We start from the raw sequence: 18,757 nt of genomic DNA on the forward strand, positions 1-18,757 counted from the left end.
GGGCGTCCCGGACGTACCCGATGTACCCGACGTACCCACCGCACGTAACGCCCCTCGCGTCACATGCGTATCGCCAGCGTCACCACCGCACCCACACCCGCACTCACACCCGCATCCGCATCCGCATCCGCACCATTGCCCGTCGCATTCGCCGCGCTCACCACATCCGCCCCCTGGGCCCCTCCGGCTCCGCCGACCCCACCGGCCCCGCTCCCTATCACCAGCCGGTCGGTCACCATCCGCGCCAGCCACAGCCCCCGGCCCGTATGCGCGCCGTCGAGCCCCGGAAGGATTTCGGGGATGACGGACTCCGGGAAGCCGGGGCCGTCGTCGGCGATGCGGCACTCCAGCTCGCCGCGGCAGCGCCGCAGCGTCAGGCAGCCGCGGCCGCCGCCGTGCTCGACCGCGTTGGAGGCGATCTCGTTGACGGCCAGGACGAACTCGCCCCAGCGCGGTTCCGTGAGCCCCGCCCACGCCGCGCACTCGCCCACGGCCACCCGCAGGCCCGGCAGGTCCTCGCCGGTGAAGACGCACTCCAACAGCCACTCCTCGGCCCCGTCGCCGCCGGAGAGATCGTAAGGATCGGACCTCATGGCTGCCTCCCTTGAGCCGACCCCTCGCCCGGCCCTTCGGCCGCACCCCGCATCCGCCCGTCCGTCACCGGGCCCACCACCGGCACCCCCGCCCGCTTCTCCGCCTCGTCCAACACCTCCGCCAGCACCAGCCCGCGCAGGGAATCCGCGCCGAGCCTGCGCAGCGTACGAGCCTGAAAGGCATCGCACCGCACCTCCGTCCGCCTCCCTTCGACGGCCCCTCCCGCCGCGAGCAGCAGGTCGGCGGCGCATCCCACGCTGAGGAAGTGCAGATCCGTGAGGTCCACGACCAGCCGGCCGGCGGCCGGCGTACGCGCCATCGCCGCCTTCAGCGCGGCCGTGAACGCCGCGCGCGTCGCCAGATCCGCGTCCCCGGCCAGCCGCGCCACGCCGCCGGCGTACTCCGTGTGCAGCGATCCGAGGCGTTCCAGCAGGTTTCTGGGGTGCGCCCCGGCCATCGCGTCCAGCACCTCCCTGCTGAACACCCGGCGGTCGTACGCGCAGATCTCGCTGTACGGGGCGGTGTCGAACAGATGGTCCGCGTGCGTCTCGCGGTAGATCATCGTCTCGATGTCCGCGCCGAGGTCCGCCACCCAGTGCATGTCGATGTACGCACGAAACCCCTGGTAGCCGTCGCGTACAGCTCGCTCGGTCTCTCTCGTGATGCCCTCCCACTGGCGCTCCGGCGTGAACGTCCGGTGCGGGAGGATCAGCGACCGCATGCTGCTGAGCACGAGCTGGCCCCTCCTCCGCGCCGCCGCCGCGGCCGGGCCCCAGGAGTCCAGGCGGTCGAGGACCTCGCTATCGGGCACTCCGGGCGCCGGGAAGAGCATCACCCTCTCGCCCCGCGTCAGCCCCGTCCGTGCGAACGCGGCCAGCACGCCCCACGCGGTCTCGTCGTCCTCGTAGCTCACGAAGGCGTGGTCCCCGGGCCGCATCCGCTGCACGGGGATCACGCCGGTGCTTTCCGTGTCCCAGGCAGCCATCCGCCTTCGCCCTCTTCCGTAGGTGGCGCCGTCCGGCGGCCGATTACGCGGAGGTTACTCAGTGGGAATGGGATGACAGGCCGATGACCTCAAGAGCGCCTACAACTGTCCTGAAGCGGGTCGGAAGGCACCGGGAACGGTCCGTGTCTGTTCGTTATCGGTCGCCGAGCACCGCAAAATGCTCGGACCGTCGGCCGCAGCCCCGCCACTCACCCGCAGCCCCGGACGTCACGCCGCCTTCACCGGCTCCGGACGTCACGCCGCCTACACCAGCTCCCGACGTCACGCCGCCTACACCGACTCCGGGCGTCACGCCGCCTTCACCAGCTCCGGGTCCTCCCGCAGCTTCCCCAGCGCCCGCGACACCGCGCTCTTGACCGTGCCCACGGACACCCCGAGCAGCTCGGCCGTCTGCGCCTCCGTCAGGTCCTCGTAATACCGGAGGACGACCATCGCCCGCTGCCGCTCCGGCAGCTTGCGCACCGCCCGCCACATCGCGTCGCGCAGCACCTGCTGCTCGGCCGGGTCCGGCGCCGGCGCCGTCTCGCGCTCCGGCAGGTCGTCGCAGGAGAACTCGTCGACCCGCCGCTTGCGCCACTGCGAGGTCCGCGTGTTCACCAGGGCCCGCCGGACGTAGCCGTCCAGCGCCCGGTGGTCCTCGATGCGTTCCCAGGCCAGGTAGGTCTTGGCCAGCGCCGTCTGGAGAAGGTCCTCGGCGTCGCACGGGTTCGAGGTCAGCGAGCGGGCGGTGCGCAGCAGCACCGGTCCGCGGGCCCGTACGTACGACGAGAACGACGGGAACACGGCAGTGGATGCGCTCGTGCACACAGGCGTGGTCATGGCTCAACGCTAAAAGCGCACCGGTGCGCGGCGGATCGCCCGAAGGTGCCGAAGAACGATCCCTCTCAGGTCGTACTGGTCGGGGTTTCCCCACCTCCTCCAGGGGGAGAGCGATCAGGGTTCGTCAGGGTGCGCACCCCGAGCCTCCGGGCCCCGACCGCTCCCTCCGCCCGCTGGGCGGCGCCCGCGCCGCGTCACCGGCCCGTACGCCCCCGCCCTCGTCCCCGTCCGGTCCCCTGCCTTGGATGACGCGCGCAAGCCCCCATCGGATGACAGACGGACATCATTCGATGTCCGATACGAGATCCGGTTCGATGTCCTCCGACGCGATCACTTGATGACCGCCACCGGAGCGTCCACCGCGTTCCGGTCGATGCTCATCCGCCGGCCGCCGTGGGTCTCGGTCACGTCCCCCGCGTACTGGTGGATCCTGCGGTGCGGCTGCCAGGCGCCTCTGGCCAGCGACCGCTCCTTGTCGATCGACGGCCCCATGTGCCAGCGGGCGAACCACATCGCGTCGGGAAGGTCGTTCACCCCGGCCCGCCGCGCGGCCTCCAGGTGCCGTACGCCCGTGTCGGCGCTGCTGTAGTAGCCGGGCAGGTACCCGAGGGCGCGGACCGCGTTGCTCCAGCCCCGGATGAACGCGAGGGTCGAGCGGGCGCACCCCTTGTTGTGGAAGTTGTACGCCTCCATGTCCAGGTAGAGCGCGCTGCGCGCCGACATCGCCATCGCCTTTGCCCGGCGCACCGCGTCCCGCCCCTCGGCCTTGCCCTGCGTCCAGGGCCGGGAGCCGATGCGTACGTGCTTCTTGCGGGTGTTCGTGACGCACCGCGACTGCGAGCCGACGTACAGGGGCAGCACCTGCCAGCCCATGGCGCGGGCGCCGCGCACCCAGCCGGGGCCGAGGTACGGCTGGTTCGGGCAGGCCCGGCCGCGGCCCCCGAAGTAGATGCCGACGGCGCCGTACGGGGAGGAGCGCCACGCGCGCATCGTGCTCAGCGACGGGGCGTGGCAGGTGTCGAAGGCCCGGCCCTCGAAGACGGAGGCGCCCGCGGCGCGCGGGTCGCCCGTGGTCGTACGGGCGGGGGACGTCCTGCCCGTGCCCGTACGCTCCGTGCCGGCCCCCCTCTCCTCGTCGTCGGCCCCCGTGCCGATGTCGGCCGCGATGTCCGCGGCATCCGCGTCCGGCTCGGGGTCGGCGTAGGGGTCGTCGGCCGGTGCGCTGCGCACCGCGTGCCCCGCGGCGCCGCCCACCGCCGTGCCCGCGCCCTCCGCCGAGGCGGGCTGCACGCCCACGACTCCGGCGAGCGAGACGACCGTGGCCGTGAGCGCGGCCGCGTACCCGGTGAGGCTCTTCCGCAGCCGCGGCCGGCCCAGCCGGTCCACCCGGTCCACCCGGTCCCGTCGGTTCAGCCAATCCAGCCGGTTCAGCCGATCCAGCCGGTTCAGCCGGCTCTGTGACATCAGTCGGCTCCATGCGATCAGCCGGCTCTGTGAGATCAGTCGGCTCTGTGAGATCAGTCGGTTCATACGCCGAGTGAAAGTGCCGACACACGGTCACCGCGCGCCGAGACGCCGCGCGTTCAGCCGTCTGCCCCGAGAAGCAAGCCGGACGTGGGAACGCCCGTCCCCGCCGTGACCAGTGCGCGCGCCGCCCCCGGCACCTGATTGACCGAGGTGCCGCGGAGCTGGCGCACCGCCTCCGCGATGCCGTTCATGCCGTGCAGATACGCCTCGCCGAGCTGGCCGCCGTGCGTGTTGAGCGGCAGCTCGCCGGCGGCCACGAACTCCGCCCCCTCCCCCGGCCCGCAGAAGCCGAACTCCTCCAGCTGCATCAGCACGAACGGGGCGAAGTGGTCGTAGAGGATGCCCACGTCGATGTCGCCGGGCGCCAGTCCGCTCGTACGCCACAGCTGCCGCGCCACCACCCCCATCTCCGGCAGCCCGGTCAGCTCGTCGCGGTAGAAGCTGGTCATCTGCTCCTGGCCGCGGCCCGCACCCTGGGCGGCGGCGGTGATGACGGCAGGCGGGTTCGGCAGGTCGCGGGCGCGCTCGACGCTGGTCACCACGATCGCCTGGCCGCCGTCCGTCTCCTGGCAGCAGTCCAGCAGCCGCAGCGGTTCGACGATCCAGCGCGAGGCCGCGTGCTCGGCGAGCGTGATCGGTTTGCCGTAGAAGTACGCGGCCGGGTTCCGGGCGGCGTGCCGGCGGTCGACCACGGCGACCTGGCCGAAGACGTCGGGGGACAGCCCGTACGTATGCAGGTACCGCTGAGCGGTCATCGCGACCCAGGAGGCCGGGGTGAGCAGCCCGAACGGCAGCGCCCAGCCGAGCGCCGCGCCCTCCGCCGACGGCTCGCGCCGCTGCACCCCGGAGCCGAAGCGGCGACCGGACCGCTCGTTGAACGCCCGGTAGCTGACGACGACCTCCGCGACGCCCGACGCGATGGCGAGCGCCGCCTGCTGCACGGTCGCGCAGGCCGCGCCGCCGCCGTAGTGCACGCGCGAGAAGAAGGACAGCTCCCCGATGCCGGCGGCCTGCGCCACGGTGATCTCGGGGCTGGTGTCCATGGTGAAGGTGACCATCCCGTCCACGTCGGCCGCCGTCAGCCCGGCGTCCGCCAGGGCCGCCCGTACGGCCTCGGCGGCGAGGGTCAGCTCGCTGCGCCCGGAGTCCTTGGAGAACTCGGTCGCGCCGATACCGACGACAGCCGCCTTTCCGCCGAGCGTGTCGGCCCCGCGCGCGCTCATGCGGCACCCCCGTCGCGGTCACGGACGTCGCCGGAGCCGGGCAGGAGTACGGTCGCGGTGCCGGTGACGTGATGGCCGATCCCGTTCCGGCCGCGCACCGCCACCGACACGGCCTCCCCGGCCACCTCCGTCACCTCGCCGGTCAGCACCATCTCGTCCCCCGGATAGTTCGGCGCGCCGAGCCGGATCGCGACCTTCCGCAGGACGGCGTCCGGCCCGAAGAAGTCGGTGAGATAGCGGCCGACCAGGCCGTTGGTGGTGAGGATGTTCATGAAGATGTCCGGGGAGCCCTTCTCCTTCGCCGCCTCGGCGTCGTGGTGCACGTCCTGGTAGTCGCGGGACGCGATGGCGCCCGCGACGATGAGGGTGCGCGTGATGGGGATGCGCAGCTCGGGCAGCGGATCGCCGGAACGCACCTGCGGCCCCCTCTCTCGGCCCTCTCGGCTCTCTACGCTCCCCCGGCTCTCTCGACTCTCTACGCTCCCCCGGCTCCCCCGGCTCTCCCGGCTGTTCACGCCGCCTCCCGCTCGTCAGTCAGCGACTCGCCCAGTTCGGCGAGGAGTTCGGGGGCCGAGCCCAGATAGGCGTCGAGCTGGCGGCCCCAGAGGAAGTGCCGGTGCACGGGGTGGTCGAGGTCCGCGCCCATGCCGCCGTGCAGATGCTGCCCCGCGTGCACGACGCGCTTCCCCGCTTCCGCCGCCCACCACGCGGCGGTGAGCGCGTGCGTACGGGCGGGGAGGCCCTCGTCGTGGCGCCAGGCCGCTTCGTAGGCGGTCACCCGTATCGCCTCGGTGTCCATATAGGCGTCGGCGGCCCGCAGCATCACACCCTGGTTGGCGGCGAGCGGCCGCCCGAACTGCTCGCGCGCCGTGGTGTATTCGACCGCCCGCGCCAGCGACCCGGCGCACACCCCGGCCTGGAGCCCGGCGAAGGCGGTACGGGCCGCCGCCAGCACGGCCCCGCAGGCGTCCGCGTCGCCGAGCCGCTCGGCGGGGGTCGCGGCCAGGGTCAGCCGCCCGGCCGACCAGGGCGCGGTGAGCTCCACGGGCTCCACGGGCCGCGCCGCGCCCACCTCCGCCAGGAAGCATCCGGTCTCGCCGTCCGGCAGCCGGGCCGGTACGAGCACATGCGTCGCCTCGCGCAGCCAGGGCACGGCGGGGAAGACCCCGGTGAGCCGCCAGCCGCCCTCGGCGTCGCAGGAGGCGTCCCGTATCGCCGTCGCCGTACGCGGCGGGAACGCCCCGGTCGCCACGAGCGTCCCGTCCCGCAGCCCCGGCAGCAGCCGCGCCCGCTGCTCGTCCGTGCCGTGCGCGGCGACCGGCAGCAGCCCGTACGCGCAGGTCGCCGCGTACGGGACCTGCGCCGTCGTCCGCCCCTGCTCCTCCAGCAGCAGAACGAGCCCGAGCAGGCCGACCTCCTCCACGGCGCCCGGCAGCCCGGACGCGCACAGGGTCTTCCACAGCTCGGGGTCGCACCCCGTGCCGGCGGCCTTCAGCCGCTCGTGGGTCGACAGGTCGCCGAAGATCGACGCGGCCAGATCGCGCGCGGCCAGCTGCTCCGGCGTGGGGGTGAAGTCCATGTCAGGCCCCCTTTCCGGGCACGGCCGCGTCGCCGGGACTGTCCGAGGCGCCTTCATCGGAGACGCCCGTCGCCCGGAAGACCGGAAGGGTCAACTCCGCGTCCACCCGCAGGAACTCCAGCTCCACCGGCATCCCGATGCGCACCTTGTCGTACGGCACCCCGGTCACGTTGCTGATCATCCGCACCCCCTCCGCCAGCTCGATCAGCCCGACCGCGTACGGCGGATCGAAGGCCGGGAAGGGCGGGTGATGCATGACGACGTACGAGAACACGGTGCCCGCGCCGGACGCCTCGAACGGCGTCCACCTCGGCGAACCACAGCTCCCGCACCCCGGCAGCCAGGGAAAACGCGGCGTCGCGCAGGCATCGCAGCGCTGGATGAGCAGCTTGCCGTCCGCGACGCCCTCCCAGAACCCGGCGTTGTCGCGGTTGACGACGGGCCGGGGCCGCGGTGCCTGCGCTGCCCCCGCCCCCGCCCCCGTCCCCGTCCCCTTGCCCGGACGCTTCGCCGCCGGGGCGTACTTGAGGATGCGGAAACGGTGGTTCCCCACCGGCTCGCCGTCGACGCGCACGTCCATGCGCGTCGTGACGAAGTACCCCGTGCCCAGCTTGGTCGTCTTGCGCGGCGACACGGACTCGATCGTCGCGTCGAAGGTCACCCGGTCGCCGGGGCGCAGCGGGCGGACGTACTCCTGCTCGCAGTCGGTGGCGACGATCGAGGTGTAACCGGCGTCCTCCAGGAGCGCGAACAGCTCGTCGTACACGCCCGTCCGCCCGGCGTTCCCCGAGAGCCCGCCCATCGTCCAGACCTGCAACATCGTGGCCGGCGCGGTCGCGGGGTAGGCGGAGCTCGTGTCGCCCATCGCCTCGCACCAGTGCCTGATCATGGGCTCGTTGACCGGGTCCTTGCCGACGCCGGAGTTCGCGGCGGCCTGCCCTTCGTAGGCCCGCAGCCGCTCGTACAGCGGGTCCGTCTCTCCCGCGGAAACGGCCCCCGCGGCCGAACCCGAGCCCGTACGCGCCTCCGTACGCACGCCCCCGGCCGCCCCCGCGCTCCCGCCCGAACCCGAGCCCTTACCCGAGCCCGGCCCCGATTTCGCAGCCGTCACCGCTCGCCTCCCCGCCGCCCGCCGCGCGCATCCGCCCCCGAGCCCGCACCCGGCCCCGAGCCCGGCCCCGCTTTCGTACGGTCGGCCGGCCGCCGCTCCCGCCGGGCCGATCCCTTCCGCATGCCGAGCCGCATCATGGCGAGGATTTCGCGCTGCACCTCGCTCACTCCGCCGCCGAAGGTGTTGATCTGCGCGGCGCGGTTCATCCGCTCCAGTTCGCCGTCGGCGCCGGGGCCGCCCCCGCCGCCGAACGCGCCCGGCGACCCGGCCCGTATCAGCCCGGCCTCCCCGACCACCTCCTGGCACATCCGGTACACCTCCACCGTGCTCTCGGTCCCCAGGAACTTCACCCCGCTCGCGTCACCGGGGCTCAGCGTGCCCGCGCCGACGTCGTCGACGAGCCGCCAGTTGAGCAGCCGCGTCGCGGCCAGCCGGGCGTGCGCCTCCGCGAGGCGGGCCCGGACCCAGGGCTCGTCGGCGGGGCGGCGGCCGGTGTCGGGGTCGGTCGTACGGGCGTGGGCGAGGGCCGCCGCGTAGAAGTCCTCGGCCTGCGAACCGATGGCGGCCAGCGCGACGCGCTCGTGGTTGAGCTGGTTGGTGATCAGGCCCCAGCCGGCGTTCTCCTCGCCGACGAGGTTCGCGGCGGGCACCCGGACCGCGTCGTAGTAGGTCGCGGTGGTGGTGAGCCCGCCGACCGTCTCGATGGGGGTCCAGGAGAAGCCGGGGTCGTCGGTCGGCACAAGGATGATGGAGATGCCCTTGTGCTTCGCCGCCTCGGGGTCCGTACGGCAGGCGAGCCAGATCCAGTCCGCGTTCTGGGCGTTGCTGGTGAAGACCTTGGTGCCGTCGATGAGCCAGTCCTCGCCGTCCCGGACGGCCCTGGTCCGCAGCGAGGCGAGGTCGGTGCCCGCGTCCGGCTCGGTGTAGCCGATCGCGAAGACGGTCTCGCCCCGCAGGATGCGCGGCAGGAAGTACTCCTTCTGGCGCGGAGTCCCGTACTTCATCAGGGTCGGGCCGACGGTGTTGAGCGTGACCATCGAGACGGGCGCGCCCGCCCGGTACGCCTCGTCGAAGAAGACGAACTGCTCGTCCGGGCCGCGCCCTTGGCCGCCGTACTCCTTGGGCCAGCCGATGCCGAGCAGGCCGTCGGCGCCGATGCGCCGCAGCAGCCGGCGCTGCTCGGCGGGATCGTCGGGCGGGCCGCCGGAAGGCAGCAGGTCGCGGAAGTACGCGCGGAGTTCGGCGCGCAGCCGCTGCTGGGCGGGGGTGGGGGCGAGGTGCACGGGCGCGGACCTCCGCTGGGCGGGAATCAGGATTTCTGACTGTCCGTCAGATTCCTGACGCCTGTCAAGGTCCGTGCACCGGCGGGCCCCGCCCGCACACAAAACGGCTCCAGTGCACAAAGGCGGTCGCACAAAAAGGCGGCCGCGCGGAAGCACCGGAGTGCCGCCGCGCGACCGTCAGACCTCGACCGCTCTCTCGACTCTCATCGAGTCATCGGCTCACCACAGCTTGGTGAAATTGACGGTGGTGTTGTCCTGGTCGATCGCCGTGAAGGCGGAGCCGTTGACGCTCGCGTTGTTGTTCTGGTTGGACGCGCCGGCGCCCGTGGCGACCTGCTGGGTCGTGGTGGAGTTGCCGAGGTTGTTGCCCCCGACGCCGCTGCCCACGACACCGGCGACCGCCGAGTTCGAACCCTTGCCGGCAAGGGCGCCGTTGTCCGCGTGGGCGACACCGGTGAAGAACGCCGCGGCCAGCGGGAGAGCGGCGACAGCAGCGAGTACGCGGGTGGTGCGGGTGCTTGCCATGTCAATTCCTCCAGGAATGTGCAACTGCTGCTTGGTAGCGCCAGGCGGTTGGCCGACTGCCTCGGCGGGGTACGACGTCGCGACCCCAGAGTTGCCCACCGGGTCCCCGGCGGAACACCTCACACGGCCCAATTCGCTCGCAAGGGGAATGAACGCGCGTCAAACCTCAACTGCGCCCCCAACCCTTCGCACGCCCCTCCTGGCGCGCCCGCATCCCTAGTCCCACCTGCGGAAAAGCGTTCAGACGTACTTTCGGCCAATAGTGGGATGGAGCCATCGCACGCCCTGTCTTCAACGTCTCTTCAACGAACGCGCGTACGAGCGTGGCTGCGTGGCCTCCACCCCTCCACCGACCGCGCGGCCTCCACCGACCGCATGGTCTCTCCGCGCCGCGCGGCCCGCGTCGGCGGGCACGCCCGAGTTCGGGCCCGCACAAGGGCCGCCACGCGACAGCGCGCTGAAACGACGAGTGGCGCCCACCACAGTCGTGGTGGGCGCCACAAGCGCGAGGAGTGCGCGGTTTCGTGCCGTGAAGCAGGTGCTGCTTATCGACGAAGGCGCTGCCTATTCCGCTGGTATTACTTGTTGACGCAGGTGTTGCCAAAAGCGGGGTTGAGCAGACCGATGATGTTGATCGAGTTGCCGCAGACGTTCACGGGGAGGTGAATCGGCACCTGCAGCTGGTTCCCGGAGATGACACCCGGCGAACCGACGGCCCCGCCCGCGGCACCGGCGTCGGCAGAGGCGACCCCCGCGGCACCGGAAACAGCGGCTCCGGCGGCAGCCGTCAGGATGGCGGCCTTGGCGATACGCGACATGGCATTCCCTTTCCATACGTGTCACAACGTGTTGGTGAACAGCCTCGATGCTTAACACCTCAGATCTCCTCCAACAGGGCATCGCCACGCGGGTTTACCCCCAAAGGGATTAATGAAATGGGCGGCGGAGCGGCACGAACCAACGCCAGGCGATCAATGGTTCGCTTCCTCCCCCCGCCGATACCGCGTACGGACACCGGCCCGGCCCAGACCTGCCCCCGTCCACGCACGGTCATGCCGCCGTCCCGCTATCCGCACACCATCGGCCCAGAATTCGGCCGCCCGGACGACGATCCGACTTATCACGCCGGCGGACGGGATTCGGGCGGCCGGGATTTGGGCGGCCGGGATTCGGGGGGCCAGCATTCGGGGGGGGCCAGCATTCGGCGCGCGGGGCTGTCGCGGACGTGGCTCTTGCCGGCGGGCCCCTCAGGTTCCGGTCCGGCCGTCGGGTGTGAGAAGGGCCAGCAATTCCCCCGCTACGGTCATGGCGTCGGGCCCTGCGGCGAAGACGTAGTTGTCGGGGCGTACGGCCACGGCGGTCGCGCCCAGTTCGGCGAACCACCGCCGGAGCGTGCCGTCGGAGTCGGCCAGAACGTTATTCGAGGGCGCCGAGCCGATGCCGACGACGGTGACACCAGCACGTTCGAGCGCGTACAAGTCCAGCGCGGAAAGGGCCTGTTCGGCGGCGAGGAGACGGAATCCTCCGCCGATGAAGTCGTCGAGAAGCCCCGTCCTCCCGCCGTCGCCGACCCGCCCCTGCCGCGAGAGGGTGCCTCCGCCCCGGCCGAGCAGGCCGGGGCCGAGATCCGGCAGCTGGATGTGGTCGGGCTCACGCAACGCGGCGCGCCGGGCCAGAAGCCGCGCGTCGCGTTCGGCGGCCAGCACGGGGTCCCGCACGGTGTGCTGACGGCCCAGCTCGATGCTCGTCCCCATCACGGCGCGCACATGCGGTTCGCGTTCGCTCTGGTAGGTGTCGAGCACTTCGGGCCCCTGAATTCCGCGCATCAGCAGGTCGGCCTTGAAGGCGATATTGAGCGCGTCGCGTATCCCCGAACACATTCCCTGGCCCAGGAACGGCGGCATTTGATGGGCGGCGTCACCGGCGAGCAGCACCCGCCCGTACCGCCACCGCCGCGCGATAAGCGACCGGAAGGTGTACGTGGCAACGCGTAAGAGGTCGGCGTCGACGCGGGCGAGATAGGGGCGCACCCGCTCCCACACCTTGTCCTCCGAGCGTTCCCGACCGAAGGCATCCGTATCGTCAGCCGTGGAGGCGTCGAGATCGTCGGCCGTAGAGGCGTCGAGCATGGATTCGTCGAGCATGAAGGTGAACCGCTGCCGCTTGGGGCCAGTGGTGATGACGGTGGTCGGGCCGGCGGGGTCGCCGAGTTGCAGCATTCGGGGCAGGCCGAGTTCGGCCGCGGGGCGACGCAGCGCGAAATCGCAGACCAGCCAGGGTTCGGCGAAGCCGAGATCGTCCTGCTCGATGCCGAGGGCCTGCCGGACGAAGCTGTTGCCGCCGTCGCAGCCGATAACGTAACGGGCCTTGACGTCCGGCCCGTTGGCGGTTTTCACCTCGACTCGGGCGCGGTCCTGGGACAGTCCGACGACGGTGGTGCCGAGACGAATGTCCACGGTCGGCAGGGACGCGCACAGGGAATGCAGCGCGTTCTCCAGAGCCGGCTGGTCGAACATGTAGATGTCCGCCCAGCCGCTGTCGCCGACGGCCCGGCACTCCTGCCGGATCAGCAGTTCACCGGAGCCGTTCCGCCATTCGTACGCCTCTTGCGCGTACAGCGTGGGCAGCAGTTCCCCGGCCAGCCCCAACCCCGCCAGCGCGCGCATGATTTCGCCGTCGAAACCGGCGGCGCGGGGCAGCCCGTACGGACCGGGATAGCGTTCGAGGAGTACGACCGAATGCCCGGCCTTTCCCAGCAGCGCGGCGAGCGTCAGCCCGACCGGACCGCAGCCGACCACGGCGAAGTCTGCCGACGGTTCGGCCCCCTGGCCGGTATCTCGCTCATCGTCCCTGGTCACGGGACCAGCACCAGCTTGCCGGGGGCGTGCCCGTCGATCCCGGCCCGGTGCGCCCGCGCCGCCTCCTCCAGGGGGTGGACCGCGTCGATCAGCACCCGCAGCCCGCCCTGGCCCGCCCGCTCCGCCAGCCCGGCGCGGGCGGCGCGCCGGACGTCGACACCCGCGTCCTGCCCCGGTCCGTTGCCGATGACCTTGATGCCGGCGGCCGCGCGGCGGTCGGTGCCGGTGATCGAGGCGATGCGTCGCCGATCGGCCACCAATTGCACTGACGTGTCGAGGGCTTCGTCGGTGCCGACGCAGTCGACCGCGGCGGTGACGCCATCGGGCGCGGCGGCCCGTACGCGGTCCAGCAGCCCGGCCCCGTACCTCACGGGAATGGCCCCGAGGCCGCGGAGCAGCTCGTGGTTGCGTTCGGCGGCGGTGGCGAGCACCGTCGCGCCGAGGTCGGCGGCCAGTTGTACGGCCATCAGCCCCACCCCGCCGGAGCCGCCGTGCACGAGCACGGTGTCGCCCTCTTCCACGGCGGTGGCGTGCAGGGCGTGCGCCGCCGTGGTGCCGGCGAGCATCAGCGCCCCGGCTTCGCACCAGGGCAGACCGGGCGGTTTGGGGATCAGCGAGGTGACGGGCGCGGCGACGTAATCGGCGTAGGCGCCGGTGGCCGGGTAGACGATGACCTCGTCGCCGACCCGGGCCCCGCTCGCCTCCGGGCCCGTCGCCGTGACGACTCCCGCGCACTCCAACCCGAGTCGCGGAAGCGCGCCGGCGACACCGGCGGAGTCCTTGTGCTTGTCGTCCACGGTGTGGAAGGCACCGCTGTAGAGCTTCCAGTCGATGGGGTTGACCCCGGCCGCGCGTACGCGTACGACGACTCCGTCGGTGGCCGGGAGAGGCACGGGAGTCTGCGCGATCTCAAGAACTTCCGGTGTGCCGAAGGCAGTCGGTCGGACGGTCCTGGGCATGGCTGTCCACTCCTGTCGCTTCCTGCTGCTTCCTGCTGCCTCTTGCCGCCTCTTGCCGCTGAGCGGGCCAGTCGGCCGGTCGGCCGGTACTCGCCGTTGGTCCCGTAGGCACGCAACTGGTCGGTATTAGTCGGTGATTCAGTCTCAAACGCCGGTGGAATGATGTCCAGTGCATACTTTGCACTCAGGCATTGCGCCGGGCGCAATCACCAGGACGTACCGCAAGGACGTATGCCTCATGGCCGAGCAGTTGGACCTCAACCTGTTGCGCGTCTTCGACGCCTTGATGGACACCAGGAGCGTGACGGCGGCCGCCGCGCGCCTCCATCTGTCCACCCCGGCGACGAGCAGGGCCTTGGGGCGGCTGCGGCGGTCGATGAACGACCAGATCCTCGTACGCGCCGGCCGCGGCCTGGTCCCCACCCCGTTCGCCCAGCGCTCCGCCGCCAGGGTCAAGGCGCTCCTGGAGGAGGCGTCCGGGCTGCGCGCCGACCCCGCGGGCAACGACCCCGCCGCCTGGCAGCGCACCTTCGCCATCCGCGTCAACGACGGCCTCACCCCCGTCCTCGCGCCCCGCCTCACCCGCCTGGTCACCGCCGAGGCGCCCCAGGTGCGCCTGCGGTTCGTGGCCCAGAACTCCAAGGAGGCCGACCCACTGCGGGACGGCTCGCTCGACCTGGACGTGGGCGTGGCCGGTCCGCCCCCGCCCGACGTGCACGCGGAACCCCTCTTCGCCGACCACTTCGTCGCCCTGGTCGCCGCCGACTCCGACCTGGGCCGGGCCCCGCACCTGACGATCGACGAACTCTGCGCCCACCCGCACATCTCCGCCTCCCGCCGCGGCCTCGCCCGCGGCCCGCTGGACGAGGCGCTGCACCGGCTGGGCCGCGCCCGTACGGTCAGCGCGGTCGTACCGTCCTACGCGGTCGCGGTCCTCATGGCCCTGGAGGAGAACGTCATCTGCCTCGTCCCCCTCCTCCTGGCGCAGCACCTGGTCGAACGCCACGCCCCGTTCCGATGGCACACCATCCCCCTGGACCTCCCCTCGGCCCACGTCGAACTCCGCTGGCACCACCGCCTCGACGCCGATCCCGCCTCCCGCTGGCTGCGCGCCAAGGTGCGGGCGGCCGTCGAACCGCTGGTCACTCCGGGGGCGGGGGGCTGACCGTTCCACGGCGGTCCGGCACCGCGTCGGCCGGTCCTCCTCACCTCATCGCACCCCGGCTTCCGCCGCGTACGGCTCAGGAGGCGGCGTACGACTCAGGAGCCCGCGTACAGCTCACGAGCTCGCGTACGGCTCGGGAGCTCGCGTACGACTCAGGTGCCCACGTACAGCTCAGGAATGCCCGTACGCCTCAGAAGTCCCGTACGCCTCAGGAGTCCCGTGCGTCGGTCCGGCGGAGTCCGGCGTCCCACGCGCATAGGGCGGCCTGCACCCGGTTGCCCACTTCCAGAGCGGCCAGAATCCGGCTGACGTGGGATTTCACCGTGCTCTCCCGCATTCCCAGGACGGCGGCGATCTCCGCGTTGGACCCGCCGTCGGCCAGCAGCCCCAGCACATCCGCCTCGCGCGGGGTCAGCCGCTCGATCCGGGCCCTGGCGCCCTGCACCCGGCCGCCGGCCCCACGGTGGTAACGGTCGACGAGGCGGCGGGCCGCCGTCGGATGGAGCAGGGCCTGGCCCCCGGCTACGACATGGACGGCGCGGATGATCTCCGCGGGGTCGCTGTCCTTGAGGAGGAACCCCGAGGCGCCCGCGGCGAGCCCGTCGTACACGTACTGGTCCAGGTCGAAGGTGGTGAGCATGACGACCTCCGGCGGCCGGGGCAGCGCCCGCAGCCGTCGCGTGGCGTCGATCCCGTCCATCCGCGGCATGCGCACGTCCATGAGGGCCACGTCGATGCTCCACGCGGCGGCCAGGTCGAGGGCTTCCAGCCCGTCGCCGGCCTGCGCGACGACCTCGATGTCCGGTTCGTCGGCGAGGATGTCGGCGAGGGCGAGGCGGACCAGGCGGTCGTCGTCGACGATCAGCGTCCGGATCATCGCGAGTCCCGGGCGGGGCGGGCTGCGGCGTCGTGTTCGAGGGGGAGTTCGGCGGCGGTGCTCCAGCCGCCGGACCCGGCGGGCCCGTAGCGCAGCCTGCCGTTCAGGGCGGCGACGCGCTCGGCCAGTCCGATCAGGCCGTATCCGCTGGCGACGGCAGAGCCCTCGGTGGCCGCCCCCGGACCGTTGTCTTCGCCCGGACCGTTGCCTTCGCCCGGACCGTTGTCGACCTCGATGGTGGACAGGGGCGGGCCGTACCGCACGGTGACCCGGACCGGGGCGCCCGGCGCGTGTTTACGCGCGTTGGTGAGGGACTCCTGAACCAGGCGGTGCACGGCGAGCTGGTGGCTGGCCGGGAGGCCGTCGGCGCTGCCCCGGACGTCGGCCTCGATGCGCTGCCCCGCCGCGCGGGCCTCGTCGAGCAGCTCGGTCAACTCCCGTAGTCCGGGCGACCGGGCGGCGCCACCGCTCCCGGCGCGTACGCCCCTGGCGCGCTCGTCCCCGGCGCGTACGCCCCCGACGCGTACGCCTCCGGCGCGTCCGCCCCCGGCGCGCTCGTCCTCGGTGGGTTCGCGGAGCGCCCCGAGGACGTCGCGCAGGTCGTCGAGCGCCTGGGTGGAGGTGATGCGCAACTGGGCGATGCGTTCGGCGACGGGCTCGGGCAGGTCGTCGGCGCGGCGGCGCAGCGCGCCCGTGTAGAGGGCGATCAGGCTGAGCCGGTGCGCGAGGATGTCGTGCATCTCGGCGGCGATCCGGGCCCGTTCGTGCAACCTGGCCTGCTCCGCCCGCAGTTCCCGCTCGACGCGGAGCTGTTCGACCCGCGCGGTGAGGCTCGCGACGAGCCGACGCCGGCCGCTCACCCACAGGCCGAGGGCCAGGGCCGTGCCGAACGTCATGGCGGGCCCGTACGACCGTACGCTCCACAGGAGCGCGTCATCCTGCAGGAACCGGTTGCCGATCAGCGCGGCAGCCGCGGCCGCCGCGCCGACCGCGATCCGCCCCCGGGAGGCGAGGTGGAAGACGGCGATCAAGAGCGGTAGCGGTTCGCCGAGCCAGGCGGCGGCGATGGTGGTGACGCCCACGGCGATGGCGGGGAACCGGTACCGCAGGAGCAGCGACAGGCTCGCGACGGCGGCGCCCGCGACCCGCGGGTCCAGCGGATCGCCGCCGGCCTCGCCGACCACGGCGGTCTGCACCGACACCTCCGCGACCAGGGCGATCAGCAGGGCCTCCGCCCACCAGGGCCATCTCCGGACATCCGCGCTCAGCACAGGTGCAGCGTAAGCAGCCACCGCGTTCCCCTCCTCCGACCACCGGCGGTCACGACCCCCTACTTTCGTACCGCACGGCTGTTGGCGCACGCGGAAGCAGAAGGGGCGCTCCCGGAGGGGAGCGCCCCTTCTGCGGAGGGCGGCGGGTGAGAGCGGCGGACAGGTGCCGGCGGACAGATGCCGGGGGCGGACGGTGCTCAGTCGTCGATGGCGACGGGGTGCATCTTCATGTCGGCGCTGCCCGGGTCGGCGAGCTTCAGCGCTTCCGCGGGCCACTCCAGGGAGACGCTGTGGGTCCCGTTCGGCGGCGTGACGATGAGGTTGGTCGGCTGCGCGAGGCTGTCGCCGCTGTGGTCGACCTCGTAGGAGATGTTGAAGGTGGCGGTGTCGCCGGGCTGCAGGTTGGTGACGCGGGGCTGGTTGTCGGCACGCTCGATGGGGGCGGAGGTGCCGTCGGCGTCCTTGAGGTCGGCGCCCGCGAAGCCCGTGGCGGAGCAGGTGGACCCGCCCTTGTTGGTCATCTTGACGGTGACGTCGCCCGTGTTCTCGTCGGGCGAGGAGTCCACGGCCGATATGACCAGGTCGTCCGTACGGCAGGACTCGAACGTGCTGTCCCCCTTCGAGGCGCCGCCCCCGGAACCGGCACGGGAGGAGGTGCCGCCGTTGCCGGAACCCGACTTCGTGCTGTCCGCCTGAGCGCCGTTGCCCTTCAGCCCGGACGAGTCCGAAACGCCGGCCCCGACGGCCGCGTTCGCGTCCGTGTGGCTCGCGGCCTTCGAGGCGCCGCCGTCCGAACCGGAGCAGGCGGTCAGCGAGAGCCCGGCGGTCGCGATCAGAGCCGCGACGGCAACGCGCAGGGTGCGACGACGAACGGTGCGAACAGTGGTGCTGGAGCTCATTTCGGTTTCCCCCTGGGGAAGTCGGTGTCGGTCTCTTCTCCGTACGACAACCACTCTGTCCGCCCCCGCTACCGCCGGACTGCCGCTCCGCTAACGCCGGGCTAACCAGCCAACTTTCTCCCGCGGGCACCCGAAATCGAACCCGGTAACGCCCCTCCCAGACCGTAGAACGGTGGAACCTTGGAACCGTGGAACCGTGGAGGAGCCGCTCGCCGCCTGACTGACGGGTCATCCTTCTGGGCGACGAAGGGGGCGTCGACACGCTTCGCCGGATCCGGAACCACATGCTGGTGCGGCGATGGGCGACGGACGCCCCTTCGAAACGGGCCTCGGTCCCGGTCTCGGCCCCGGCCTCGGCTTCGGACCCGGCCTCGACTTCGGCCCCGGCCCGCGGGCGGCGTCCTCCTCGCATCGCCCTCTTCCTCGTGTCGGCTTGTCGGACCGGACGGGGGAGGTAGCGTTTATCTAATTGCCGTGTACACAGGGGGAGTTGATATGACGGGTGTTGAGGTGGCTGTCGGGGTTCTGTTCGCCTGGGCGGTGCAGAAGGCCAGGCGGGTGGCCGGGCGGGCCGACGCGGAGGTCGACAGGGCGCTGGACGCGGCAATGGACGAACTCCATGACCTGGTGAGTACGAGGCTGGGCGAGCAGCCCGCGCTACGGGAGTTGACCGCCGCGGCCGAGGAGACCGCTGCGGCCGAGGAGCAGGCCGAGGTTGCCGGGGCGAGCGGGGCTGCCGAGCCCAGCGGCCCCGTACGGCAGCGGATGCAGCGCGTACTGGCGGACGTGGCCGAGCACGACGCCGGGTTCGCCGCGGCTCTGGAGCGCGCCGTCCGGCAGGTGCAGGACGCCCGCGACCGCACGACCGGCCGGGCGACGGCGGAGGGCGCCGGAAGCGTGGCCATCCAGGGGACGGTGAACGTTACCGGCGAGGCCGGCGGGGCGGCCGCCGTGACCATGGGGAACGTGACGCTGGGAAACCCTCCGCAGCCGGGCCCGCATCATGGCTAAGCGCGCCCGGCGTTCCCCGAGCCACCCGCGCCGATCAGCCTCCTGAGGCC

At 72.3% G+C, this 18,757-nt stretch carries 18 protein-coding genes; 2 read left to right on the forward strand and 16 right to left on the reverse strand.

Features of this window, described 5'->3' with window-relative positions:
* Window positions 1-59: 59 nt before the first annotated feature.
* The 13 genes from AB0I49_RS03500 to AB0I49_RS03560 all read right to left on the reverse strand — a co-directional run bounded on the left by AB0I49_RS03500 (window position 60) and on the right by AB0I49_RS03560 (window position 13,484).
* Window positions 60-593: an ATP-binding protein gene (locus AB0I49_RS03500; RefSeq protein WP_363225138.1), complete on the reverse strand. Its 534-nt coding sequence runs from the start codon at window positions 591-593 to the stop codon at window positions 60-62.
* Window positions 590-1,579 (reverse strand): MEDS domain-containing protein, encoded by a 990-nt coding sequence (locus tag AB0I49_RS03505; RefSeq protein ID WP_363225139.1) that lies wholly within the window; start codon window positions 1,577-1,579, stop codon window positions 590-592. Before AB0I49_RS03505 ends, AB0I49_RS03500 begins: the two co-directional genes overlap by 4 nt.
* A gap of 309 nt (window positions 1,580-1,888) precedes the next feature.
* Window positions 1,889-2,419, reverse strand: coding sequence for a SigE family RNA polymerase sigma factor (locus AB0I49_RS03510; protein ID WP_030892764.1), 531 nt, complete (start codon window positions 2,417-2,419; stop codon window positions 1,889-1,891).
* Window positions 2,420-2,749: 330 nt separating this feature from the next.
* Window positions 2,750-3,883 (reverse strand): glycoside hydrolase domain-containing protein, encoded by a 1,134-nt coding sequence (locus AB0I49_RS03515; RefSeq protein ID WP_363225140.1) that lies wholly within the window; start codon window positions 3,881-3,883, stop codon window positions 2,750-2,752.
* 119 nt (window positions 3,884-4,002) lie between these two features.
* Window positions 4,003-5,169 carry a lipid-transfer protein gene (locus AB0I49_RS03520; protein WP_363225142.1) on the reverse strand — a complete coding sequence of 389 codons (1,167 nt, stop codon included), beginning with the start codon at window positions 5,167-5,169 and terminating at the stop codon, window positions 4,003-4,005.
* Complete coding sequence (locus AB0I49_RS03525) at window positions 5,166-5,585, reverse strand: MaoC family dehydratase (protein ID WP_363225144.1); 420 nt, start codon at window positions 5,583-5,585, stop codon at window positions 5,166-5,168. The genes AB0I49_RS03520 and AB0I49_RS03525 overlap by 4 nt, the downstream gene beginning before the upstream one ends.
* Before the next feature lie 95 nt (window positions 5,586-5,680).
* Complete coding sequence (locus AB0I49_RS03530; protein ID WP_363225145.1) at window positions 5,681-6,748, reverse strand: acyl-CoA dehydrogenase family protein; 1,068 nt, start codon at window positions 6,746-6,748, stop codon at window positions 5,681-5,683.
* Between the two features lies 1 nt (window position 6,749).
* Window positions 6,750-7,715 (reverse strand): OB-fold domain-containing protein, encoded by a 966-nt coding sequence (locus AB0I49_RS03535; RefSeq protein WP_363225433.1) that lies wholly within the window; start codon window positions 7,713-7,715, stop codon window positions 6,750-6,752.
* Window positions 7,716-7,855: 140 nt separating this feature from the next.
* A complete protein-coding gene (locus AB0I49_RS03540) occupies window positions 7,856-9,142 on the reverse strand; it encodes an acyl-CoA dehydrogenase family protein (RefSeq protein WP_363225146.1) in 1,287 nt (428 codons plus the stop codon).
* Between the two features lie 219 nt (window positions 9,143-9,361).
* Entirely contained in the window at window positions 9,362-9,667 is a 306-nt protein-coding gene (locus tag AB0I49_RS03545; protein WP_363225147.1) for a hypothetical protein, read from the reverse strand.
* Window positions 9,668-10,245: 578 nt separating this feature from the next.
* Entirely contained in the window at window positions 10,246-10,485 is a 240-nt protein-coding gene (locus tag AB0I49_RS03550) for a chaplin (RefSeq protein ID WP_363225148.1), read from the reverse strand.
* Between the two features lie 429 nt (window positions 10,486-10,914).
* Entirely contained in the window at window positions 10,915-12,525 is a 1,611-nt protein-coding gene (locus AB0I49_RS03555; RefSeq protein ID WP_363225149.1) for a bifunctional 3-(3-hydroxy-phenyl)propionate/3-hydroxycinnamic acid hydroxylase, read from the reverse strand.
* Window positions 12,522-13,484, reverse strand: a complete 963-nt coding sequence (locus AB0I49_RS03560; RefSeq protein ID WP_363225150.1) for an NADP-dependent oxidoreductase — start codon at window positions 13,482-13,484, stop codon at window positions 12,522-12,524. Before AB0I49_RS03560 ends, AB0I49_RS03555 begins: the two co-directional genes overlap by 4 nt.
* Before the next feature lie 238 nt (window positions 13,485-13,722).
* Here AB0I49_RS03560 and AB0I49_RS03565 point away from each other — a divergent pair, with 238 nt between their 5' ends.
* A complete protein-coding gene (locus AB0I49_RS03565; protein WP_363225151.1) occupies window positions 13,723-14,649 on the forward strand; it encodes a LysR family transcriptional regulator in 927 nt (308 codons plus the stop codon).
* 208 nt (window positions 14,650-14,857) lie between these two features.
* On the opposite strand, the gene AB0I49_RS03570 is transcribed toward AB0I49_RS03565, so the two are convergent.
* The 3 genes from AB0I49_RS03570 to AB0I49_RS03580 form a co-directional block, all read right to left on the reverse strand.
* Window positions 14,858-15,526 (reverse strand): response regulator transcription factor, encoded by a 669-nt coding sequence (locus AB0I49_RS03570; protein ID WP_363225152.1) that lies wholly within the window; start codon window positions 15,524-15,526, stop codon window positions 14,858-14,860.
* Window positions 15,523-16,797: a histidine kinase gene (locus AB0I49_RS03575; protein WP_363225153.1), complete on the reverse strand. Its 1,275-nt coding sequence runs from the start codon at window positions 16,795-16,797 to the stop codon at window positions 15,523-15,525. The genes AB0I49_RS03570 and AB0I49_RS03575 overlap by 4 nt, the downstream gene beginning before the upstream one ends.
* A 197-nt stretch (window positions 16,798-16,994) precedes the next feature.
* The gene (locus AB0I49_RS03580) at window positions 16,995-17,696 is read right to left on the reverse strand and encodes a DUF4232 domain-containing protein (RefSeq protein ID WP_363225154.1); all 702 of its coding nucleotides are present in this window, start codon (window positions 17,694-17,696) and stop codon (window positions 16,995-16,997) included.
* A gap of 495 nt (window positions 17,697-18,191) precedes the next feature.
* Between AB0I49_RS03580 and AB0I49_RS03585 the strand changes: the two genes are divergently transcribed.
* A complete protein-coding gene (locus AB0I49_RS03585; protein ID WP_363225155.1) occupies window positions 18,192-18,707 on the forward strand; it encodes a hypothetical protein in 516 nt (171 codons plus the stop codon).
* Window positions 18,708-18,757: the final 50 nt, after the last annotated feature.

It is taken from the genome of Streptomyces sp. NPDC050617 (genome assembly GCF_040654795.1).
Classification (GTDB): domain Bacteria; phylum Actinomycetota; class Actinomycetes; order Streptomycetales; family Streptomycetaceae; genus Streptomyces.